General features: G+C 63.1%; 18 protein-coding genes and 1 pseudogene. 11 read left to right on the top strand and 8 right to left on the bottom strand.

Features of this window, described 5'->3' with window-relative positions; translation table 11 throughout:
- Window positions 1-36: 36 nt before the first annotated feature.
- From ACWGTO_RS25860 to ppa, 5 genes and pseudogenes are all read left to right on the top strand, one after another.
- A pseudogene (locus ACWGTO_RS25860) lies at window positions 37-501 on the top strand (TPM domain-containing protein); the annotation flags it as partial.
- A gap of 54 nt (window positions 502-555) precedes the next feature.
- A complete protein-coding gene (locus tag ACWGTO_RS25855) occupies window positions 556-1,440 on the top strand; it encodes a TPM domain-containing protein (protein ID WP_454577628.1) in 885 nt (294 codons plus the stop codon).
- Window positions 1,441-1,446: 6 nt separating this feature from the next.
- A complete protein-coding gene (locus tag ACWGTO_RS25850; protein WP_454577627.1) occupies window positions 1,447-2,085 on the top strand; it encodes a TPM domain-containing protein in 639 nt (212 codons plus the stop codon).
- Between the two features lie 240 nt (window positions 2,086-2,325).
- Complete coding sequence (locus tag ACWGTO_RS25845; protein WP_142869081.1) at window positions 2,326-2,832, top strand: GNAT family N-acetyltransferase; 507 nt, start codon at window positions 2,326-2,328, stop codon at window positions 2,830-2,832.
- Window positions 2,833-2,961: 129 nt separating this feature from the next.
- Window positions 2,962-3,495 carry an inorganic diphosphatase gene (ppa, locus tag ACWGTO_RS25840; protein WP_454577626.1) on the top strand — a complete coding sequence of 178 codons (534 nt, stop codon included), beginning with the start codon at window positions 2,962-2,964 and terminating at the stop codon, window positions 3,493-3,495.
- Window positions 3,496-3,500: 5 nt separating this feature from the next.
- Here ppa and ACWGTO_RS25835 read toward each other — a convergent pair whose 3' ends face one another.
- Together ACWGTO_RS25835 and ACWGTO_RS25830 are read right to left on the bottom strand one after the other, a co-directional pair.
- On the bottom strand, window positions 3,501-4,094 hold the full coding sequence (locus ACWGTO_RS25835) for a hypothetical protein (RefSeq protein ID WP_454577625.1): 594 nt from the start codon (window positions 4,092-4,094) through the stop codon (window positions 3,501-3,503).
- Window positions 4,095-4,137: 43 nt separating this feature from the next.
- Window positions 4,138-4,749, bottom strand: coding sequence for a TetR/AcrR family transcriptional regulator (locus ACWGTO_RS25830; RefSeq protein ID WP_454577624.1), 612 nt, complete (start codon window positions 4,747-4,749; stop codon window positions 4,138-4,140).
- Window positions 4,750-4,827: 78 nt separating this feature from the next.
- On the opposite strand from ACWGTO_RS25830, the gene ACWGTO_RS25825 reads away from it, so the two are divergent.
- The gene (locus ACWGTO_RS25825) at window positions 4,828-6,111 is read left to right on the top strand and encodes an MFS transporter (protein ID WP_454577623.1); all 1,284 of its coding nucleotides are present in this window, start codon (window positions 4,828-4,830) and stop codon (window positions 6,109-6,111) included.
- A gap of 253 nt (window positions 6,112-6,364) precedes the next feature.
- Window positions 6,365-7,939: an alkaline phosphatase D family protein gene (locus ACWGTO_RS25820; protein WP_454577622.1), complete on the top strand. Its 1,575-nt coding sequence runs from the start codon at window positions 6,365-6,367 to the stop codon at window positions 7,937-7,939.
- Window positions 7,940-8,105: 166 nt separating this feature from the next.
- Here ACWGTO_RS25820 and ACWGTO_RS25815 read toward each other — a convergent pair whose 3' ends face one another.
- Window positions 8,106-8,384: a hypothetical protein gene (locus tag ACWGTO_RS25815; RefSeq protein ID WP_454577621.1), complete on the bottom strand. Its 279-nt coding sequence runs from the start codon at window positions 8,382-8,384 to the stop codon at window positions 8,106-8,108.
- Window positions 8,385-8,582: 198 nt separating this feature from the next.
- On the opposite strand from ACWGTO_RS25815, the gene typA reads away from it, so the two are divergent.
- Window positions 8,583-10,412: a translational GTPase TypA gene (gene typA, locus ACWGTO_RS25810; RefSeq protein WP_454577620.1), complete on the top strand. Its 1,830-nt coding sequence runs from the start codon at window positions 8,583-8,585 to the stop codon at window positions 10,410-10,412.
- 18 nt (window positions 10,413-10,430) lie between these two features.
- Here typA and ACWGTO_RS25805 read toward each other — a convergent pair whose 3' ends face one another.
- Window positions 10,431-11,090, bottom strand: a complete 660-nt coding sequence (locus ACWGTO_RS25805; RefSeq protein WP_454577619.1) for a DUF1062 domain-containing protein — start codon at window positions 11,088-11,090, stop codon at window positions 10,431-10,433.
- 385 nt (window positions 11,091-11,475) lie between these two features.
- Window positions 11,476-12,510: an L-idonate 5-dehydrogenase gene (locus ACWGTO_RS25800; protein WP_454577618.1), complete on the bottom strand. Its 1,035-nt coding sequence runs from the start codon at window positions 12,508-12,510 to the stop codon at window positions 11,476-11,478.
- 141 nt (window positions 12,511-12,651) lie between these two features.
- On the opposite strand from ACWGTO_RS25800, the gene ACWGTO_RS25795 reads away from it, so the two are divergent.
- A complete protein-coding gene (locus tag ACWGTO_RS25795; protein WP_454577617.1) occupies window positions 12,652-13,266 on the top strand; it encodes a LysE family translocator in 615 nt (204 codons plus the stop codon).
- A gap of 78 nt (window positions 13,267-13,344) precedes the next feature.
- Here the strand turns inward: ACWGTO_RS25795 and ACWGTO_RS25790 are convergent, their stop codons facing one another.
- From ACWGTO_RS25790 to ACWGTO_RS25780, 3 genes are all read right to left on the bottom strand, one after another.
- The gene (locus ACWGTO_RS25790) at window positions 13,345-13,668 is read right to left on the bottom strand and encodes a YciI family protein (RefSeq protein WP_181062078.1); all 324 of its coding nucleotides are present in this window, start codon (window positions 13,666-13,668) and stop codon (window positions 13,345-13,347) included.
- A gap of 180 nt (window positions 13,669-13,848) precedes the next feature.
- Window positions 13,849-14,289: a hypothetical protein gene (locus tag ACWGTO_RS25785; protein ID WP_454577616.1), complete on the bottom strand. Its 441-nt coding sequence runs from the start codon at window positions 14,287-14,289 to the stop codon at window positions 13,849-13,851.
- Between the two features lie 3 nt (window positions 14,290-14,292).
- Complete coding sequence (locus tag ACWGTO_RS25780) at window positions 14,293-14,856, bottom strand: peroxidase-related enzyme (RefSeq protein ID WP_454577615.1); 564 nt, start codon at window positions 14,854-14,856, stop codon at window positions 14,293-14,295.
- A 134-nt stretch (window positions 14,857-14,990) separates the two neighbouring features.
- Here ACWGTO_RS25780 and ACWGTO_RS25775 point away from each other — a divergent pair, with 134 nt between their 5' ends.
- Together ACWGTO_RS25775 and ACWGTO_RS25770 are read left to right on the top strand one after the other, a co-directional pair.
- Window positions 14,991-19,781, top strand: a complete 4,791-nt coding sequence (locus tag ACWGTO_RS25775; protein ID WP_454577614.1) for an NAD-glutamate dehydrogenase — start codon at window positions 14,991-14,993, stop codon at window positions 19,779-19,781.
- 281 nt (window positions 19,782-20,062) lie between these two features.
- Window positions 20,063-21,442, top strand: coding sequence for an MFS transporter (locus ACWGTO_RS25770; protein WP_454577613.1), 1,380 nt, complete (start codon window positions 20,063-20,065; stop codon window positions 21,440-21,442).
- Window positions 21,443-21,524: the final 82 nt, after the last annotated feature.

Here is a 21,524-nt window from a genome sequence, read left to right as displayed (position 1 = left end):
CGCATCATCAATTCCTGGCATGACCGTTTCGTCACAATGACCGGCGCTGTTTTGCTGGGCCTGATGGTTTCGCTTGTCGACTTTGCCGCCATGGCTGCGGAGTTGCCCGCACTCACCGGTCGGGTGGTCGACAATGCCGACATCATCGATGCCGCGACCGAGGCGGCACTGACGCAGAAGCTGACAGATTTCGAGACCAAAGGCTCCGACCAGATCGTCGTCGCCACGGTTCCCAGCCTCGACGGCGAGGAGATCGAACCTTACGCCACCCGGCTGTTCAACTTCTGGCAGCTCGGCCAGGCCGGCAAGAACAACGGCGTGCTTCTGCTGGTGGCCAAAAACGATCGCAGGATGCGCATCGAGGTCGGCAATGGGCTGGAGGACACGTTGACCAACCAGCACGCCACACGGATCATTGAAGACGACATGGTGCCGGCCTTTCGTGCCGGCGATTTCTCCGGCGGCATTTCCAAAGCAGTCGACGACATGATCACGGTGCTTGGGGACAGTCATGGTGGTTGAGGGCGATGCGGGTGCACTGGAGGCGGTGACGATATGATGACGCGGATCATCAGCCCCGCCTGCCTTGGCCGTTTCACCGGTGTGTTGTTCGCCCTGGCGGTTTTGATCTTTGGTTCCGCGGCGCTGGCCGCGGACCTCCCCGCGCTCACCGGCCGCGTCGTCGACGATGCCGGCATTATCGATGCCGCGACCAAGGCAGCACTGACCCAGAAACTGGCGGATTTCGAGACAAAAGGCTCCGATCAGATCGTCGTCGCGACCATCATCAGCCTCGACGGCGAGGAGATCGAACCTTACGCCAACCGGCTGTTCCGCTTCTGGAACCTCGGGCAGGCGGGCGAGAACAACGGCGTGCTTCTGCTGGTGGCCAAGAACGACCGCAAGATGCGCATCGAGGTCGGCTATGGTCTGGAAGGAACACTGACCGACCTGCACACCAAACTGATCATCGAAAACGACATGGTGCCGGCCTTTCGCGCCGGCGATTTCTCCGGCGGCATTTCCAAGGCCGTCGACGATATGGTCATGGTGCTGGAAGGCAATCCCGAAGAGCTGGAGGCGCGCGGAAAACGCAATCCGGCCGACCACAGCACGCCCATCGATCCTATAGTCGCGATCTTCCTGATCCTGTGGGCGACGATGTTCTTCGGCGGTCTGGCGATGGCCTTCCTGCCACCGATCTTCGGCACCCAGCTGTCGCCGGGCGTGTATCAATGGCTAGGCATGACCTTTCGCTATGGTCAGGGGCCGAGCGGGTCGTCGTCGGGTTCAAGCGGCTGGACGACGAGTTCGTCATCGGGCAGTGGATGGTCATCCGGAAGCTCCGGCAGCAGCTGGTCGTCGGGCTCGAGTGGCGGCGGCGGGTTTTCAGGTGGCGGCGGGTCGTCCGGCGGCGGCGGGTCTTCAGGGAGCTGGTGAAAAGAAATGGCAACACGACCGATCAGCCCGCAGGACCATGAGCGCATCGCCGCCGCGATCCGCGCCGCCGAATCGAAAACCGACGGTGAGATCTACTGCGTCGTCGCGCATGCCAGCGACGGCTACTTCTTTCCCGCCGCCTTCATGGCGACATTGGGCATGCTGATCGTCAGCCTCGCCGTCGCCTATGGACTGGAGGCCTGGTGGCTGTCGATCCGGCTGCCGCATTTCGTCCTCGCCGAGCTGCTGGCACTGGCGTCGGTGCTGGTGCTCTTGTGGGCGCTGCCGGCCTTGCGCATCCATCTGGTGCCGCGCCGGCAGCGTTATCAGGCGGCCCATGACAATGCGCTCAGGCAATTCCTCGCCCGCAATGTCCACCGCACCGCGGCGCGCACCGGCGTGCTGGTCTTCGTGTCGATCGCAGAGCGCTATGCCGAAGTGGTCGCCGACTCCGGCATCAACAGCAAGGTCGGCCAGCATGTCTGGGACGGTGTTATCAACGACCTCACGCAGCATGCCGGCGACGACCGGCTCGCCGACGGCTTCGTCAAGGCGATCGGGCAGGTCGGCGCGGTGCTGGCCGAGCATTTCCCGGTCACGTCGGGCGACGCCAATGAGCTGGACGATCATCTCGTCGAAATCTGAAAGCCCGCCTGCAAACGCTACTCAGCCGGACGGCTGACGCGGTTTTCTGCGCTTCCGGTGCTCACCCACAAAAGTATGCTCCGCTCCGGTTCTCGAAACCCGCGCCATCCGCCTCGGCCGAGCGCGTTTTCAAGCAGGCTTTACCTCGGCGTCACCTACCATGATGGCCTGTGCGAAACGTCAGGTGCGCTCTGACGGGACTCTTGCAAATGGCCGATGCGGGTTTATGGTTAACAAATCATGAATACGCTGAGCATCGACATCAGGAAAGCCGAACCGCGCGACGCCGGCGCCATCGCCGACGTGCACCAACAGGCCTGGGAGGGCGCCTATTCCGGCATCATCCCGCATCGCTCGCTGACGTCGATGATCAACCGCCGCGGCGCCGACTGGTGGGCGAACGCCATCCGCCGCGCCGCCACCGTGCTGGTGGTCGAAATCGGCGGCACCATCGCCGGCTACGCCACGATCGGCAAGAACCGCGCCCGCGAGCTTCGGCAGCAGGGCGAGATCTATGAGCTTTACCTCCGTCCGGAATATCAGGGCATCGGGCTCGGCAGCCGGCTGTTCAAGGCGGCGCGGGCACGGCTTGCCGACCACGGGCTGAAGGGCATGGTGGTGTGGGCGCTGGAAGATAACCAGAACGCGCTGGCCTTCTATGCCGGCGCTGGCGGCCGCGACGTCGCCGAAGGCGTCGAGATTTTCGAGCAGAGAGCGCTGAAGAAGGTCGCCTTCGTCTGGGAATAGCGGACGCCGCCTCGGTTACAGGCCATTCACAAACTGTGCGCCTTCATTAGCGCTGCGTACCAATCGCCGCATTGCACCATGACGTTTCGCCCGCTATCGATCTTGGAAATCGAGAGAGGGATTTGAGCCATGCGCATTGAAGCCATTGCCAGCGGAAAGAACCCGCCTGAGGACGTCAACGTCATCATCGAGGTGCCGATCGGCGGCGAGCCGATCAAATACGAGATGGACAAGGAGGCCGGCACGCTGTTCGTCGACCGCTTCCTGCACACCTCGATGCGCTATCCCGGCAATTACGGCTTCGTGCCGCACACGCTGTCTGGTGACGGCGATCCGATCGACGTTCTCGTCTGCAACACGCGTGCGCTGGTGCCGGGCTGCGTCATCAATGTGCGGCCGATCGGCGTCTTGATCATGGAAGACAATGCCGGCCAGGACGAAAAGATCATCGCCGTGCCGTCGCCGAAGCTGACGCTGCGCTACGAAAACGTCACCGAATACACGCAGCTGCCCGAGATCACCCGTGACCAGGTCCAGCACTTCTTCGAACACTACAAGGATCTCGAGCCCGGCAAATGGGTCAAGATCGAAGGCTGGCACGATTCCAAATACGCCAAGAAGATGATCGTCGACGCGATCGCACGGGCGAAGGCGGCTAAGTAGCCGGCTCAGTTATCCACCCTGCCAAAGGCCGGGACGTTGCCGATGACGGTGTGCTTGTCCTTGCCGCAGGCAAAGGTCTTTGCCTTTTCGTCGGCCAGCTTGCGCGCCTGGTCATTGGCTTGCGGGTTGCCGGTGGCGAGCACCAGGCCGATTGTGCAGCCGTCGCGGGCATCCATCTGGGCGACTTTGGCGACGAGCAGCACTTCGGTCGGCTTGTTCTCGTCCTCGGGGTTGCTGATCGAGCGGCGGTGGATGACGGCGAAGGGAACGACGACGTCGCCCTTGGTCTCGATGCGCCACTCGACCTTGGCTCCTGACGAATTGAAGCCGGAAAAGCTCTCCCAGACCGTCGTCATGTCGCTGCTGGGCGGGAAGCCGTAAAACAGCGACTCACGGGCGTCGTCATAGGCGATCAGCACGGGAAAGCCCTTATAGCCGGAGCAGGCGAGTTCGGCCCAGTCGCCGTCGCCTTCCTCAGCTTGCGCGTAGGTGACGCAATCCTTTTGCGAGTCGAGGTCGGTGTAGACGCTGGATATGCCATCGGCATGGGCTGCCTGGCAGAAACCGGCAAGGACAAGCGAGAGCAGAAGAGTGCGCATGGCGGACAACCCGTTTCGAGCTGCCGCAGCGTATCGTCAAATGTTATTTCTTCAAGCTCGCCTCAATCAGCAGGTCCGCGTTGCGGGCGACCGACGCCGCCGGGCCGCCGAGGCCGAACAGCTGGCCGCTGATATAGGCGCCTTCGATCAGGAGCAGCAGGCCGTCGCCTAGCGTGTCGGCGTCTTGCGCACCCATCGATGCCGCCATTTCGCGCAGACGTCGGCGCAGCTCCTGCTTGTTGGATTCGCTGACAACGCGGGCCGGATGGCCGTGTTCGGGATATTCCACTGCCGCGTTGGTCATACCGCAGCCGCGATAGGCCGGTCTTTGCGTGCGCCTGCCGATGCGGGTCAGGAAAGCCTTGAGCTGTGCGCGCGGGTCGCCGGGATGGGCGGCCACGGCTTCGTCGAAACGCTCCCAATATTCGCGGTCATATTGCCTGAGGTAGGAGGCGGCCAGTTCGTCCTTGGAGGGGAAGCTGCGGTAGAGGCTGGGCTTGGTGACGCCCGCCCGCTTGACGATCTCATCGACGCCGATCGCCCGGATGCCGCGGCGATAGAACAGGTCGTGGGCCACGTCGAGGATCTTGTCCGCGGCCTTCGGGGCTGGCGACGCCTCGCTGATCGACGCTTCAATATTTTTGTCCGATGACATGCAAACAACCCGCTTGACAATGTTACTGACCGGTACGTATGTAGGCCATCACCTCATTGCAACGTACCGGTCAGTAACATGATAGCTCAATCCCGTCCCTTTGGCCAGCGCTACGCTTTCGTCGTGGTCGGCGTCATCTTCCTCTGCCTGCTGATCGCGGCCGGTCTGCGTTCGGCTCCCTCCGTGATGATGTTGCCGCTGGACAACAGCTTCGGCTGGGGACGCGATACCGTTTCGATTGCCGCTGCCATCGGCATCTTCCTCTACGGTCTGACCGGACCGTTTGCTGCAGCGCTGATGGAGCGGATCGGTCTGCGCCGCACGCTGCTTGCCTCGCTGGTGATCATGTCGGGCTCGACCGCTCTCAGCCTGCTGATGACCGAGCCCTGGCACCTCTTCCTCACCTGGGGCGTGTTTTCCGGTATCGGCTCGGGTGCTGTTGCCACCGTGCTCGGCGCCACCATCGTCAACCGCTGGTTCAAGACCAATCGCGGTCTTGTCATGGGGCTGATGTCAGCCTCCAGCGCCACCGGCTTGCTGGTGTTCCTGCCGTTGCTCGCCTCGCTCGCCCAGTCCGGCGGCTGGCAGCCGGTCGCCATCGCCGTCTCTGTCGCCACCGCCTGCCTGTTGCCGCTGGTCTGGCTGCTGGTGCCGGAGCGTCCGGCTTCGATCGGCATGGTGCGCTATGGCGCCGAGGCCGATGACGTACCGCCGGTATCGCCGGCATCGCAAGGCAATTTCCTGGCGCATACGCTCAACACGCTGCGCCGCGCCGCCGGCACCCGCGTCTTCTGGTATCTGTTTGCCACGTTCTTCATCTGCGGTTTCACCACCAATGGGCTGGTCGGCACGCATCTGATCTCCTTCTGCGGCGATATGGGTATCGCCGAGGTGCAGGCCGCCGGCCTGCTATCACTGATGGGCATCTTCGACCTGATCGGTACGACGCTGTCGGGCTGGCTCACCGACCGTTTCGACCCGCGCAAGCTGCTCGGCGTCTATTACGGCATTCGCGGTCTGTCGCTGATCTATCTGCCCTATTCCGGCTTCTCCGCGACCAGCCTGATCATCTTTGCGGTGCTGTACGGTCTCGACTGGATCGCCACCGTGCCGCCGACGCTGAGGCTCGCCAACGAAGCCTTCGGCGACCGCAGCGGCCCGCTGGTGTTCGGCTGGATCGTCGCCGGCCACCAGGTCGGTGCGGCAACCGCCGCCGCCTTCGGCGGCACCATGCGCGAGCTGCAGGGCAATTACGAACTGGCCTTCCTGATCGCCGGCATGACCGCGATCATCGCAGCCTGTATCTCGCTGCTGATCAATACCAGCAGGCCGGCGTTCGAGCCGGAGCCGCAGGCGGCTTAGCGCAGGCTTCCCCTTCTCCCCTTGTGGGAGAAGGTGTCGCCGAAGGCGACGTATGAGGGGTGTTCCAGGGAACGCAGACGTCTCACTCCACTGGAACACCCCTCATCCGTCTCGGCGCTACGCGCCGATCCACCTTCCCCCACAAGGGGGGAAGGAAGGGGTTGGTTGTTATCAAACCTTCATCATCCCGAGATGCTCCTGAAACATTGACGCCGGAGTTTGGCGGCTTCGTTCAAGCCATCAGGAGACAGCCATGAACAAGATCTCGTTGACCCGCCGCGCCTTCGTCACATCAGCGAGTGCGGCCGGTCTGCTCGGCGCATCGGGCCTCGCTTTGCCCTATTATTCGCGCGCCAGCCAGCGCCCGGCCTTCACCCATGGCGTCCAGTCCGGCGATGTCGATGCCTCGAGCGGCATGGTGTGGACGCGCACCGATCGGCCCTCGCGCGTCATGTTCGAAGTGTCGTCGACGGAGAGTTTCGCCAATGCCACCCGGTTGGCGCCGCTCGACACCTCGCCGGCCAGCGATTTTACGGTCAAGCGGCTGCTCACCGACCTCGCTTCCGACCAGGACATTTTCTACCGCATGACGGCCGCCGATCTTTCGGACATCAATGTCGTCTCCGAGCCGATCGTCGGGCGCTTCCGCACCGCGCCCGCCTCGAAGCGCGACATCAAATTCGCCTGGTCGGGCGACACGGCCGGCCAGGGCTGGGGCATCGACGAGACCGGCATGAAGACCTACGCCACCATCGCCAAGCATACGCCCGACTTCTTCCTGCATTCCGGCGACACGATCTATGCCGATGGCGCCATGAAGGATGAGGTCGATCTGCCTGGTGGCGGCAAATGGAAGAACGTCGTCCTCATCGACGGCAAGCGCAAGGTTGCCGAAACGCTGGACGAGTACCGCGACCAGTGGAAATACAACATGATGGACAAGAACGTGCTCGCCTTGAGCGCCATCTGCCCGACCTTCTACCAGTGGGACGACCACGAAGTGCTGAACAACTGGTCGGATTCGAAGGACCTGACCGCCGACGACCGCTACAAGGAAAAATCCATCCATGTGCTGGCAGCCCGCGCGGCGCGCGCCTTCCATGAGATGACGACCATCCGCTACGAGCCGTCGGAACCCGGCCGCGTCTATCGCAAGATATCCCACGGGCCGCTGCTCGACGTGTTCTTCCTCGATATGCGTTCCTATCGCGGCCCCAACGGTCCTGACATGCAGGACACCATGACGCCGGAGTCCCGTATGCTCGGCGAACAGCAGACCAAATGGCTGAAGCGCGAGCTGGCCAACTCCAAGGCGACCTGGAAGATCATCGCCGCCGACATGCCGCTTGGCCTCGTCGTCTGGAACGACGGCACCAAGAAGGTCGGCGCGGAAGCCGTCAGCAATGGCGACAATGGTCTGCCGAAGGGCCGGGAGCTCGAGATCGCCGACCTGTTGCGCTACATCAAGAACGCCGGCATTACCAACACGCTGTGGCTGACCGCCGACGTGCATTATACGGCCGCGCACTACTACAACCCCGACAAGGCGCAGTTCCAGGATTTCAATCCATTCTGGGAATTCGTCTCCGGCCCGATCCATGCAGGCACGTTCGGCCCCAACGATTTCGACATGACCTTCGGGCCGGAGCTGAAATTCATCAAGGCGCCGACCGCCGAACAGGGCCAGAACCTGCCGCCATCGGCCGGCCTGCAGTTCTTCGGATTGGTGGATATTTCAGGCGCTACCGAGCAGCTGACGGTGCGGCTGATGGATCGCGATGATAATGAGCTCTACAAGGTGACGCTGGACCCGGTGAGGTCGGCGTAGGGCTGGCTGTTTACCCTCCCCCTGTGGGAGGGTCGGCGAGGCGGCTTCGCAAAGCGAAGCCGGCGAGACGGGGTGGGGGCCAAGCGCAGACGTAGGAAGACCCCCGTCCCGTCCCGCTCCGCTTCGCGGATCGACCCTCCCCACAAGGGGAGGGTAAAGGAACCCGTCAATCCGGGTAGCAAACCGTCGGAATTTTCGGCCAAACCGCGCTGTCGCACCCTGCCGCCTGCTGCCTCCGCTTGAAGGAGGCGCTGACCGGGCCGGTTACCACGGGGTCGACGCCGTCTGGGGCGTCGGCAAACATCTGTTCGGCCGTCTGGTCGGACGTCGCCGCGGGATTGGCTTCCTTCAACGTCGCGGCCGATTGCGCGGCATTGGCCGCCAGCAGGGCAGCGAATGCGACCGAAGCGATGAGTGGCCAAAATCGGTTGAGTTTGTCGGTCATGAATTTCGAACTGTCCGGGCCCCGAAAGGTTCCCGCCTTGGTTAACAAAACCATCTCACACCGAGATGCTTAAGATTTGATGAGTATTTGGTGATGCGCCTCCTCTTTCGCAATTGCGAAAAACCCTGTATGAGCCGCGCAACCGAAAGAGGCGGCGCCTTTTTGGCCTGCTGCCTGCAACGCTCCCGAGACCACAACATGAAAATTCGTAATATCGCGATCATCGCGCACGTCGACCATGGAAAGACCACCCTTGTCGACCAGCTTCTGAAGCAATCCGGCTCCTTCCGCGACAACCAGCGCGTCGCCGAGCGCGCCATGGATTCCAACGACCTGGAAAAGGAACGCGGCATCACCATCCTGGCCAAGGCGACCTCGGTCGACTGGAAGGATACCCGCATCAACATCGTCGACACGCCCGGACACGCCGATTTCGGTGGTGAGGTTGAGCGCATCCTGTCGATGGTGGATTCGGCCATCGTGCTGGTCGATGCCGCCGAAGGCCCGATGCCGCAGACCAAGTTCGTAGTCGGCAAGGCGCTCAAGGTCGGCCTGAAGCCGATCGTCGTCATCAACAAGATCGATCGTCCGGACGCCCGGCATGTCGAGGTGGTCAACGAGGTGTTCGACCTGTTTGCCGCCCTCGACGCCACCGACGAGCAGCTCGACTTCCCGATCCTCTACGGTTCGGGTCGCGATGGCTGGGTTTCGGAAAACCCCGAAGGCCCGAAGGACCAGCAGCTTGCGCCGCTGTTCGACCTCGTCATCAAGCATGTGCCGGAGCCGACCGTTCATCCGGGCCCGTTCCGCATGATCGGCACCATTCTGGAAGCCAACCCCTTCCTCGGCCGCATCATCACCGGCCGCATCGAATCGGGTTCGCTGAAGTCCAACCAGGCGGTGAAGGTGCTGCACCATGACGGCACCCAGATCGAAACCGGCCGCGTCTCCAAGATCCTCGCTTTCCGCGGCCTCGAGCGCCAGCCGATCGACGAAGCCCAGGCGGGTGACATCGTCGCCATTGCCGGCCTGTCCAAGGGCACTGTTGCCGACACCTTCTGCGACCCGTCGGTGACCGAACCGCTGCATGCGCAGCCGATCGATCCGCCGACCGTGACCATGTCGTTCCTGGTCAATGACTCGCCCCTCGCCGGCACCGAAGGCGACAAGGTGACCAGCCGCGTCATCCGCGACCGCCTGCTGCGCGAAGCCGAAGGCAATGTCGCGCTGAAGATCGAGGAATCGCCGGACAAGGATTCGTTCTTCGTCTCCGGCCGCGGCGAATTGCAGCTGGCCGTGCTGATCGAGACGATGCGCCGCGAAGGCTTTGAAATCGCCGTGTCGCGTCCGCGCGTCGTCATGCAGAAGGGCGAGAACGGCGAATTGCTCGAGCCGGTCGAGGAAGTCGTCATCGACGTCGACGAAGAGCATGCCGGCGTCGTCGTGCAGAAAATGTCGGAGCGCAAGGCCGAGATGGTCGAGCTGCGCCCCTCCGGCGGTAACCGCCAGCGCATCGTCTTCCATGCGCCGACGCGAGGCCTGATCGGCTACCAGTCGGAACTGTTGACCGACACGCGCGGCACGGCCGTGATGAACCGGCTGTTCCATGCTTATGAACCCTACAAGGGGGAACTGCCCGGCCGCACCAATGGCGTGCTGATCTCCAACGAGCAGGGCGAGTCCGTCGCCTATGCCATGTGGAACCTGGAAGACCGCGGCCCGATGGTCATCGATCCCGGCGTCAAGGTCTATCAGGGCATGATCATCGGCATCCATAGCCGCGACAACGACCTCGAAGTGAACGTGCTGAAGGGCAAGAAGCTGACCAACATCCGCGCCGCCGGCAAGGACGAGGCGGTCAAGCTGACGCCGCCGATCCGCATGACGCTGGAGCGCGCGCTGGCCTGGATCCAGGACGACGAGCTGGTCGAGGTGACGCCGAAAACCATCCGGTTGAGAAAACTCTATCTCGACCCGAATGAGCGCAAGCGGTTCGAGAAGTCGGCCAAGGTGGTCGGCGCGGCATGATCGCCTGATGGTCTGGATTTAAGAGGGGCGAGGCACCGGTGCTTCGCCCCTCTTACCCACCGCTGCCGAGATGATGGCTCTGCGATCCGGTTCGCCGGCCAGGTCGATGCGGATAGTCGTTCCCTCGCGAGCTGGCTTACGCAAAGCCTTGGCCCCGTCCGGATCAACCACCAAAAGCCGCTTCTCCTCCAGCGCCTGAAGCCGCGATCGCGAGATGCCGAGCTCGCCGGCGAGCAGCCGGTCGAGCCGCAGCGATGTCGGCAATTCCAGCCCAAGCCTGAGTTCCAACGCGGTCGCGCTATCGCCATTGTGGCAGAGCCTCTGTTTGTGAACGACGACGTCGGAGAATTCCTCGACGCGACCCACCCGGCTGCGCAGTGCGACAACATCGAAGGCATGGCGGCGGGCTAGGACCGGATCGTTGCTTTCAAGAGCTGCCAGCAGCGTTGGCTCGATGTCGCGGCGGTTCCAACGTTCGAAAATGCCGAAATTCCACGAATTGTCGCAGTCGATGCAGCGGTAGATCAGCCAGACATCGATGCGCTTGCCATTAGCGTTGACGCGGAATTTGTCGCTGCAGCGATAGGCTTTCAAAGTGCCGCAGCGGTTGCAGTTGATGAGAGGTCGAGGTGCGATTTCGGGCGCAATTGCCCAGTGGATGCGCAGAGTGCCGGACATGCCGATAAGCCCTTCCCGTCGGGAAGTTCATCAGGTCGGCAATGTCGAGATGCCCATGCGGGCACGGCGTGGCGAGAGGCTGCGGTTCTCTGGAAATCAGGTGTCACGGGCGGAGCCACGCGACAGCGGTTCAGCAGTGCCAAACCGGTCTCGGACCGCCGCCTGAGGAACACATGAAATGAAGCTGACGTCGCTGATGCGGCGCCCTGCCAGGTGTAATCAGGGGAGTTGGCGAGACCGGCGGTTACTGAGGCAAAATCAAGCTCGAAATGGATGTCGGGACGGCTCTTCTACAGCAATTCCAGGAAAAGTGTGAAACGGTTTTCCGTCCGGAATTGCGAAAACAAGGCAACAGAGCGGCAGACAGACAAGCCTCGTGGTTTGCCTAATTGAACGCGATCTGCACCTTCATCGACAGGGTGCGGTCGCCGGCAATCTCGAACGCCGCAACCGCCTCGTCCATCGGATAGATGCCGGTCAGCAGAGGTTTGACGTCGACGCGGCGGTTGTTGATCAGGTCGACGGCCAGCGCGAACTCATCGTGGAAGCGGAAGGAGCCGCGCATCTCGATTTCCTTGGCGACGATGAGATTCTGCGGCAGCGACACATCGCCGCCAAGGCCGAGCTGGACCAGCACGCCGCGCGGCTTCAGCACGTCGAGCCCCGCCCGCACCGCGCGCTCGTTGCCGGAGCATTCGAACATCACGTCGAAACTGCCCTTTTCGATGTTGTAGGCGGCGAGGCTGGCGCCGTCGGTGGCGACATTGATGGTGCGGTCGGCGCCGACCTCCCGGGCCTTGACCAGCACGGCATACATGACATCGGTGGCGACGATCTCGCGCGCGCCGTGGACGCGCGCGGCAAGGATGCAAAGCGCGCCGATCGGCCCGCTGCCGGTGACCAGCACCCGCTTGCCGAGCAGTGAGCCGGCGCGGTTGATGGCGTGCAGCGTCACCGCGAAGGGCTCGGCAAAGGCGGCTTCGTTGATGGAGATATGGTCGGCTATCTTGTGGCACTGCCAGGCTTCGGCGACGAGACGCTGGCGGAAGGCGCCCTGTATGTGCGGCATCGGCATGGCGCTGCCATAGAAGCGCATGTTGAGGCATTGGTTCTGCATGCCTTGCAGGCAGTAGCGGCAGGCATTGCAGGGCCGGCTGGGCGAAATCGCGACGCGATCGCCGACGGCGAGGCTCGAGACGCCCGCACCAAGCGCCTTCACCGTGCCGGCAACCTCATGTCCCAGGATCATCGGCTCGCGCAGGCGGACCACGCCAAAGCCGCCATGGTTGTAATAGTGCAGATCCGAGCCGCAGATACCGCCGGCTTCGACTGAAATCTCGACCTGTCCGGCGCCAGCCGTGCCTGGATCGGTCTCTTCGATGCGAAGATCCTTTGCCGCGTGAATGACGATCGATTTCATGGCCGCGATCCTTTCTCAAGCCAGCGGTGTCAGCAAGGTCCGGCCGCTGAAATTGTCGCGCGTGCTGGCCCATCAAGCTCAAGGATGCCAAATCGCTATCGATGGGATATTCTTTGCCGTCCAACGCTCGAAGGCTCCGCCATGCACCTCACCTCGCTCCTGATCTTCGCCGCCGCTTTGTTCGTCGCTGCCGGTTCGCCCGGCCCATCGATCGCGGCGCTGGTTGCCCGTGTCATCTCGAAAGGGTTTCGCGATGTGTTTCCGTTCCTGCTCGCCATGTGGATCGGCGAGGGCATCTGGCTGTCGCTGGCGGTGTTCGGGCTGGCTGTCGTGGCGCAGACCTTTCACTTTGCCTTCGTCGTCGTGAAATGGGTTGGTGTCGCCTATCTCGCTTACCTCGCCTGGAAGATGTGGACCGCGCCGGTCGAGGCCAGGGAAGGCGAGATGCCGCGTGAGGATTCGGCGACAAAGCTGTTCTTTGCCGGCCTGGCGGTGACACTCGGCAATCCCAAGATCATGATGTTCTATCTGGCGTTGCTGCCGACCATCATCGACCTCGCTTCGGTCAGCGTCATCGGCTGGGTCGAGCTGACGGCGACGATGGCGGTGGTGCTCATCGCCATCGATCTCGCCTGGGTGCTGGCGGCTTCGCAGGCGCGCAAGCTGCTGAAGAGCAAGCGGGCGATGAAGATCGCCAACCGTATCAGCGCCGGCACAATGGCCGGCGCCGCGGCAGCTATCGCAGCGCGGTCATAGGGCATGACCCCAAACCGAAGGATCGCATCAGCGAAAGGCGGGATCTTTTTTTGCTTCGATGACCTTCGGTAGATCGGGTCACATCATTTCGATGATCGGCGCGATCTCGACACTGAACGCCGGGTCCATCAGGATCGGGCAACCCTTTGCCTTGGCGACGGCATCGTCGATGTCCTTCGCTTCGACGATCGTGTAACCGGCGGTCGGACTGCTGCCACCATTGTTCTCGACCTTGCCGCCGGGCAGCACCATCTTCGACTTGCCGACCGGATTGCCGCCGTCGACGACGGCCGAGCCAAGCTTGCCGTACCAGCCGGTCCAGGCGTCCATCGAGGCTTTCCGCTCGGCCTCGTCGGTCGGCATCTTGCCGGAGCCATGATAGACATAGAGAAATTTCGCCATGTTCTCCTCCCTAGGTGAGCGGCTCGAACCGGCACGCGGTCATGCCGCCTGCCGATCATCGGACCAAACGGGCAAACAAGCAACGGGATGCGAGACCGCTAATACGGCGCGGCTGGGCGATAGAAGCGACCGCTACCGTGGGAGAGTCGCGTTCGGTCCTGATTCTTGGCTATTCGGGAGCTAGACCTTCTCTATTAGGTCCATGCTATCAGACGTGCCGATTTTCCAGCCGGCGAAACATCCCAAGACGCCGCAGACCGAGCATCGAACCCCGACATAAAGCCAGCGAATGCCATCGCGATTTGGATAGATAGAAAAACCGACGCCGATGTTTGCGGCTTCGGAACCGCACTCAATGCACGCAAAGCGCTCAGGCTTGGATTCTCCCCAAAACTCCTCACTATCGCAGATAGGATGTTGGGACCCACAGACCGTGCACGTTCGTCGCGCCACGCCTTCATCATCGTCGGCATCAAGAAGAAATGACGTGGAACCGCATTTGCATCGCGCAAGCCGGAATTCGTTGACCTCAGATCCTTCGGAGGCATACGCTTCCAGGTATTCTGCGATGTCGGTGGGGTCGCTGCCAACCCACCACTTGCCTGACGTGTCTATCGTCATGTTTCACCTTGCCATGGCGTGGTATTCGTCGTTCGGCCGCATATCGATCGCCGCCGCCACCCGGTTCGACATGTTGAAAAAGGCGGCGGTCGAGGCGATGTCCCAGATGTCGCGGTTGGTGAAGCCGGCGTTGCGTAGCGCTGCCCGGTCAGCCTCGACGATCTTTGCCGGCTGTTCGGTCAGCTTGACGGCGAACTCCAGCATCGCTGTCTGCTTCGGTGAAAGATTGGCGGCGCGGAAATTCATCACCATCATCTCGCCGAAGGCCGGGTCGCAGGACAGCTGGCGCACCGCCGCGCCATGCGCGGTCAGGCAGTAATAGCAATGGTTGATCGAGGAGACGACGACCGCGATCATCTCGCGCTCCAGCTTCGACAGGCCGGATTCACCCAGCATCAGATCGTTGTAGGTGTCGGTAAAGGCGCGCAGCTTTTTCTCGTCGAAGGCATAGGCAAGAAGGACATTGGGCACCAGGCCGAGCTTTTCCTCGCATTTGGCGAAATAGGCTTTTGTCGCCTCGCTGAGCTCCGCGATGCCGAGGTCAAGCGCGCTGATCTTGCCGGACATGGGGTCTTCCTCCTCGTTCTCTACGGCCTGGCCGCCGAATTCCGATAATTTTTAGCGAGCCGTCAAACCTTTGTCGCCAAACGGCGGTCATCTGCTACCATAGTCGTAAAAGCATGTGACGGGAGGAGGACATCATGGCGAGCGTGAAATCCGCAGCTAAGCCGAAGAAAAAAGCCAGTGCAGCGGCGAAGCCCGACGAGAAGTCGGCCGGTCTCGCCGATTATCTGCTGGCACGCGCGCCGGCGGAAGACATTGCCACCTATGACGCCGCCGACCTTCAGCGCGCCGCCGATCTGGCCGGGCGGGCGGTCGCCGTCCACAAGAAGGGCCAGAGCGTCGTCGCCGTCGATGCCGAGTCGGGCGTCTCCCGCGAGGGCCGGCCGATGACGGTCATCACCGTCGTCAACGACAACATGCCGTTCCTGTTCGATTCGATCCTTGGCGAGATCACCGAGACCGCCGGCGAGCCGACTCTGGTCACCCATCCGGTCATCGTGGTGCGCCATGGCAAGGCCGGCGTCGACGAGATTCTCGGCGACGGCAGCGTCATCAAGGACGACAGCACCCTCGACCGGCTGAGCGTCGTCCATGTCCACATCCCGCGCCTGACGGCGGAGCAGGGGAACGCGCTCGCCGATCGCTTGCGCAAGATGCTGAACCAAGTCCGCGCCGCGGTCAGCGACTGGAAGCCGATGCTCGCCCGCCTCGACCAGGCGATCTCCGAGTTTCGCTATTCCGCCGTGCCGCTCGACAAGAAGAACGTCGCCGAGGCGATCGCCTTCCTGGAGTGGCTGCGCGACGACAATTTCACCTTCCTCGGCATGCGCGAGTTCAAATACACTGGCGGCGCGGAGAGCGGCAATCTGGAGCGTGCCGACAAGCCCGGCCTCGGCATCCTCTCCGACCCCGACGTGCTGGTGCTGCGGCGCGGCACCGAAGCGGTGACGACGACGCCGGAAATCCGAGCCTTCCTGCATGGGCCGGAGCCGCTGATCGTCACCAAGGCCAACGCCAAGTCGCTGGTGCACCGCCGCATCTATCTCGATTATATCGGCGTCAAGACCTACACCGCCAAGGGCGCATTGTCGGGCGAATTGCGCATCGTCGGCCTGTTCACCTCGACCGCCTACACGCGCTCGGTGATGAAGATCCCGTATCTGAGGTCAAAGGCCGAAACCATCATCGCCAAGTCGGGCTTCGACCGCCACGACCATTCCGGCAAGGCGCTGATCAACGTCCTGGAGAGTTATCCGCGCGACGAACTGTTCCAGGTCCCGGTGCCGATCCTGAAGAAGCACGCCGCGGCCATTCTCGGCCTGGTCGAACGGCCGCGCGTCCGAGCCCTGGTGCGTGTCGACCAGTTCGACCGCTTTGTCTCCATCCTCGTCTTCGTGCCGCGCGACCGCTATGACAGCGTCGTGCGCGAGAAGGTCGGCACCTACCTCAAGACAGTGTTCGAAGGCCGTTTGTCGGCTTACTATCCGGCCTTCCCGGAAGGCGGGCTGGCGCGCGTGCATTTCATCATCGGCCGCTCCGGTGGCAAGACGCCGAAGGTCGAGCAGGAGACCGTCGAGGCGGCGATCCGCGACATCGTGCGCACCTGGGACGATGCGCTGGCCGATGCGGCAGAGGCCGGCGGCAGCGATCAGGCGTTGAAGGCTATCGCCGCGCGGTTTCCTGAGAGCTACCGCGATTCCTTCAGCGCGAGCGTGGCGCTGGCCGATGCCGGGCGCATCGCCAAAATCAGCGCCGCCAATCCGATCGCCATCGACTATTATCGCCATGGCGAGCAGAAACCGCATCAGGCGGCATTGAAGATCTATCATCACGGCAGCCCGGTGGCGTTGTCCAGACGGGTGCCGGTGCTGGAAAACATCGGCTTCCGCGTCATCAGCGAGCGGACGTTCGAGGTTGACGAGGACAGCGGCGACACTGTCTTCGTCCACGACATGGAGCTGGAGAACAGCTACGGCAAGCCGATCGACCTCACCGATGGCGGCGCGCTGTTCGAGGACGCGTTCCTGTCGGTGTGGCGCGGCGATATCGACAATGACAGCTATAACGGCCTTGCCCAGACCGCGGGCCTGTGGTCGGGCGAAGTCACCATCCTACGCGCCTATGGCCGCTATCTGCAGCAGGCCGGCATTCCGCAGAGCCAGGATTTCATAGCAGCCGCGCTCAACCGCTATCCCGACATTGCGCGCGGCCTGCATGCGCTGTTTGTGGCCCGCCTCGGCCCAACGGCCGGGACGGAAGGCGTCGTCGCCGCCAAGCACCTCAAGGCCAAGATCAAGGACGCCTTGGAAGAGGTGCCCAACATCGATGACGACACCATCATCCGCCGCTACCTCAACCTGATCGAATCATCGCTGCGCACCAACCATTTCGTTGCCGAAACGAAGGCGAGAGGCCAATCGCTGGCGATCAAGCTGGACTCGCAGGCGGTCGAAGGCCTGCCGGCGCCGCGGCCCTGGCGCGAGATCTTCGTCTACGGTTCCGAGGTGGAGGGCGTGCACCTGCGCTTCGGTCCGGTGGCGCGCGGCGGCCTGCGCTGGTCGGACCGCGCCCAGGATTATCGCACCGAGGTGCTCGGCCTAGTCAAGGCGCAGCAGGTCAAAAACGCGGTCATCGTGCCGGTCGGCGCCAAGGGCGGCTTCTTCCCCAAGCGCCTGCCCGCAGGCGGCAGCCGTGACGCGATCTTCGAGGCCGGCACCTCGGCGTACAAGAACTTCGTTTCCAGCCTGCTGTCGATCACCGACAATATCGGCCTGGATGGCGTCATCCCACCGGCCGGCGTCGTGCGCCGCGATCCGGACGATCCCTATTTCGTCGTCGCGGCCGACAAGGGCACGGCGACCTTCTCCGACACCGCCAACGCTATTTCGGAGAAGCACGGTTTCTGGCTCGACGACGCCTTCGCCAGCGGCGGCTCGGCCGGCTACGACCACAAGAAAATGGGCATCACCGCCAAGGGCGCCTGGGAAGCGGTCAAGCGGCATTTCCGAGAAATGAACCGCGACATCCAGACCTCGCCCTTCACCGTCGTCGGCGTCGGCGACATGTCGGGCGACGTGTTCGGCAACGGCATGCTGTTGTCGCCGCAGACCAGGCTGATCGCCGCCTTCGACCATCGCGACATCTTCATCGATCCCGATCCGGATATAGCGGCGTCGATGACCGAGCGGGTGCGCATGTTCGCGCTGCCGCGCTCGTCCTGGCAGGACTACGACAAGACCAAACTGTCGGAAGGCGGCGTCATCGTCTCGCGCAGCCAGAAGGCGATCACGCTACCGCCGGCGGCAGCCGCCGCGATCGGCCTCGCCAAGACCACCGCGACCCCGGTCGAGATCATGACCGCCATCCTCAAGGCGAATGTCGACCTTCTGTGGTTCGGCGGCATCGGCACTTATTTGAGGGCCTCGGGCGAAACCAACGCCGATGTCGGTGACCGCGCCAATGACGCCATCCGCATCACCGCGCTCGATGTTCGGGCGAAAGTGATCGGCGAGGGCGCCAATCTCGGCGTCACGCAGCGCGCCCGCATCGAGTTCGGCATGAATGGCGGCCGCTGCAATTCCGACGCCATCGACAATTCGGGTGGCGTCAACTGCTCCGACGTCGAGGTCAACATCAAGATCGCGCTGGCGTCCGCCATGCGCAAGGGATCGCTGACCCGGCCGGCGCGCAACAAGTTGCTCGCCGAGATGACCGACGAGGTCAGCGGGCTGGTGCTGTCCAACAATTACGAACAGACGCTGGCGCTTTCCATCGCCCGCAAGCGTGGCCTCGCCGACATCGCGCATCAGAGCCGCTTCATGACGGCGCTGGAGGCGCGCGGCCTGCTCGACCGCGCTGTCGAAACGCTGCCGTCGCCGGCCGCCCTTGCCGAACGCGAGGCGCGCGGCGAGCCGCTGACCCGGGCCGAGCTCGGCGTGCTGCTCGCCTATGCCAAGATCGTGCTGTTTTCCGACATCGTCGCCAGCGACGTGCCGGACGATGCGCATTTCGACCGCGACCTGATGGGCTATTTCCCCGACCGCATGGCGAAGAAATACGCAACCGAAATCCACGGTCACCGTCTGCGCCGCGAAATCATCGCCCGCGTCGTCGCCAACGACCTGGTTAACCGCGGCGGTCCGTCCTTCGTCAACCGGCTGCAGGAAGCCACCGGCCGCACTGCCGCCGACGTCGTGCGCACGTTTGCCGTGGTGCGCGATGGCTTTGCGCTGCCGGCGCTGTACCGCGAGATCGATGCGCTGGACAGCCAGATCGACGGTCAGGCGCAGCTCAACCTCTATCAGTCTGTCAGCCGGCTTATCTTTGTGACCAGCGGCTGGTACCTGAAGAACGATGCCGGCACCGCAGCGCTCGGCCAGCGCATCGCCGAACTGCAGGAGGCGCGCAAGGCGCTGGAGCCGAAGCTGACCGCGCTGCTGCCTGCCTTCTCGCGCGAGCGGGTCGAGGAGCGGCGGCACGGCCTGTTCAAGGCCGGCACGCCGGAAAAGCTCGCCGCGCAGCTGGCGCTGGCGGATCTCGCGGAACTGATCCCCGACATCGCATTGACGGCGCGCACGGCCAATGCCGACATCGTCGCGGCGGCCAGGGCGTTCTTCGCCGTCAGTGATGCCTTCCGCATTCCCCGCGTCGAAGAGGCAGCGCGTTCGATCACGCCGTCGGACTATTACGACCAGCTGGCGCTGTCGCGCGCCACCGACACGATCGGGGCGGCCCGGCGTGGCATCGCCGTGGCGGCACTCACCGGCCATGCCATGACGGCGGATCCTGTGGCGGCCTGGCTGGAAGCCGGCGGCGAGCGGGTGGCGCGCATTCGCGAGCGCCTGCAGGCATTGACCGAAGGCGGCGACATCACCGTCTCGCGGCTGTCGGTGGCGTCGGGGCTGATGAGCGATCTGACGGGGATGTGAGTTCCAAAGCTTCGGTTCCTCGCCCCCGCCTGAGCGGGGGAGAGGTGGCCGCGAAGCGGCCGGAGAGGGGGCCTTCGTAGGGCTAAGCTTTGACCGGCATATCCAAACGTACGGCGCTTTTCCCCCTCTCCGTCTCGGCTCCGCCGAGCCACCTCTCCCCCCACTCCGTGGGGGCGAGGAACTCGAGAGCAATGAGGGGGTAGCCCAGCGCTTGATATTTGCACGGGCACTCGAAACATGCAGACATGGCGCCCGATACGGGCGGAGCAGGGATCTTCAGCATGGCGGCAGTAGAGACAGTGCAGCGGGCTTCGGGGCGTGGCATCTGGGGCTGGATGTTCTTCGACTGGGCGGCGCAGCCCTTCTTCACCGTCGTCACCACCTTCATCTTCGGGCCTTATTTCGCCTCGCGCATGGTCAGCGATCCGGTCATGGGGCAGGCAATCTGGGCTTGGGGCATCGCCGCCGCCGGTCTGGTCATTGCCGTTTTGTCGCCCATCCTTGGCTCGATCGCCGACCAGACCGGTCCGCGCAAACCCTGGATCGCTTTTTTCGCAACGATCAAGATCACCAGTCTTTGCCTGTTGTGGTTGGCCGCGCCCGGCTCGAATGCGTTCCTGATCGTGGCGTTGTTCTCGTTGGCCTCGGTGGCGGCGGAGTTCTCGACCGTCTTCAACGATTCGATGATGCCGCGCCTGGTGCCGAAGAGCGAGATCGGCCGCATCTCGAACATCGCCTGGGGTCTCGGCTATCTCGGCGGTATGGTCGCATTGATCTTTGTCATTGCCTTCATGGCCGGCTCGCCGGAAACCGGCAAGACGATCATAGGCCTCAATCCCATCTTTGGGCTCGATCCGAAGCTCGGCGAAGATGCTCGCGCCACGGGACCGCTCTCGGCAGGCTGGTATTTCCTGTTCATCCTCCCGATGTTCTTCTTCACGCCGGACGCCATCAAGGGGATTCCGATCGGGCCGGCGGTACGTGAGGGCCTATCGGAACTGAAGTCGACTATGGCCGAAGCACGCAAGCGCGTCGGTATTTTCCGCTTCCTTGTCGCCCGCATGATCTACCAGGACGGCGTCAACGCACTGCTTACGCAGGGCGGCGTGTTTGCCGCGGCGATGTTCGGCTGGTCGATCACCGAAATCGGCATTTTCGGCATCATCCTCAATGTCGTCGCCATCTTCGGTTGCTGGATCGCCGCCCGCGTGGATACGGCCTTCGGCTCGAAAGTGGTTGTCATGATCTCGCTCGTGATGTTGACGGTGGCCACCGCCGGCATTGTCTCGACCGGGCCAGGTTTTACATTGCTTGGCCTCATACAGCTCTCGACCACCGATTCGGGCGGCCTGTTCGGCACCGCAGCGGAGAAGGCTTACATCCTGTACGGCCTGCTGATCGGTCTCGCCTTCGGGCCGGTGCAGGCGTCGTCACGCTCGTACATGGCGCGCAGCGTGACCGCAGCGGAGTCCGGCCGCTATTTCGGCATCTATGCCTTGTCGGGAAGGGCAACGAGCTTCCTGGCGCCGTTCCTGTTGGCAACGATCAGCTGGGCCACCGACTCAGCGCGGCTCGGTATGGCGGTGATCATCCTGTTCCTCGGCATCGGCATCGCGATATTGATCAAGACGCCATATCCAGCGGATCAGCCGGTGGAATAGCTCCTTCCCTTCTCCCCTTGTGGGCCTGTTGCGCAGTTGCTGACCAGATAGCGTTGAGCGTTGAAAGCAGGCGATTGCTGCT

The organism is Mesorhizobium sp. PL10, from assembly GCF_053714315.1.
This window is presented reverse-complemented; position numbering and strand designations above follow the sequence as displayed.

Bases quoted from the DNA above. Each gene is read 5' to 3' on its own strand.
- ACWGTO_RS25855 (WP_454577628.1), top strand. From the start codon at position 556: ATGATGACGCGGATCATCAGCCCCGCCTGCCTTGGCCGTTTCACCGGT.
- ACWGTO_RS25850 (WP_454577627.1), top strand. From the start codon at position 1,447: ATGGCAACACGACCGATCAGCCCGCAGGACCATGAGCGCATCGCCGCC.
- ACWGTO_RS25845 (WP_142869081.1), top strand. From the start codon at position 2,326: ATGAATACGCTGAGCATCGACATCAGGAAAGCCGAACCGCGCGACGCC.
- ppa (WP_454577626.1), top strand. From the start codon at position 2,962: ATGCGCATTGAAGCCATTGCCAGCGGAAAGAACCCGCCTGAGGACGTC.
- ACWGTO_RS25835 (WP_454577625.1), bottom strand. From the start codon at position 4,094: ATGCGCACTCTTCTGCTCTCGCTTGTCCTTGCCGGTTTCTGCCAGGCA.
- ACWGTO_RS25830 (WP_454577624.1), bottom strand. From the start codon at position 4,749: ATGTCATCGGACAAAAATATTGAAGCGTCGATCAGCGAGGCGTCGCCA.
- ACWGTO_RS25825 (WP_454577623.1), top strand. From the start codon at position 4,828: ATGATAGCTCAATCCCGTCCCTTTGGCCAGCGCTACGCTTTCGTCGTG.
- ACWGTO_RS25820 (WP_454577622.1), top strand. From the start codon at position 6,365: ATGAACAAGATCTCGTTGACCCGCCGCGCCTTCGTCACATCAGCGAGT.
- ACWGTO_RS25815 (WP_454577621.1), bottom strand. From the start codon at position 8,384: ATGACCGACAAACTCAACCGATTTTGGCCACTCATCGCTTCGGTCGCA.
- typA (WP_454577620.1), top strand. From the start codon at position 8,583: ATGAAAATTCGTAATATCGCGATCATCGCGCACGTCGACCATGGAAAG.
- ACWGTO_RS25805 (WP_454577619.1), bottom strand. From the start codon at position 11,090: ATGTCCGGCACTCTGCGCATCCACTGGGCAATTGCGCCCGAAATCGCA.
- ACWGTO_RS25800 (WP_454577618.1), bottom strand. From the start codon at position 12,510: ATGAAATCGATCGTCATTCACGCGGCAAAGGATCTTCGCATCGAAGAG.
- ACWGTO_RS25795 (WP_454577617.1), top strand. From the start codon at position 12,652: ATGCACCTCACCTCGCTCCTGATCTTCGCCGCCGCTTTGTTCGTCGCT.
- ACWGTO_RS25790 (WP_181062078.1), bottom strand. From the start codon at position 13,668: ATGGCGAAATTTCTCTATGTCTATCATGGCTCCGGCAAGATGCCGACC.
- ACWGTO_RS25785 (WP_454577616.1), bottom strand. From the start codon at position 14,289: ATGACGATAGACACGTCAGGCAAGTGGTGGGTTGGCAGCGACCCCACC.
- ACWGTO_RS25780 (WP_454577615.1), bottom strand. From the start codon at position 14,856: ATGTCCGGCAAGATCAGCGCGCTTGACCTCGGCATCGCGGAGCTCAGC.
- ACWGTO_RS25775 (WP_454577614.1), top strand. From the start codon at position 14,991: ATGGCGAGCGTGAAATCCGCAGCTAAGCCGAAGAAAAAAGCCAGTGCA.
- ACWGTO_RS25770 (WP_454577613.1), top strand. From the start codon at position 20,063: ATGGCGGCAGTAGAGACAGTGCAGCGGGCTTCGGGGCGTGGCATCTGG.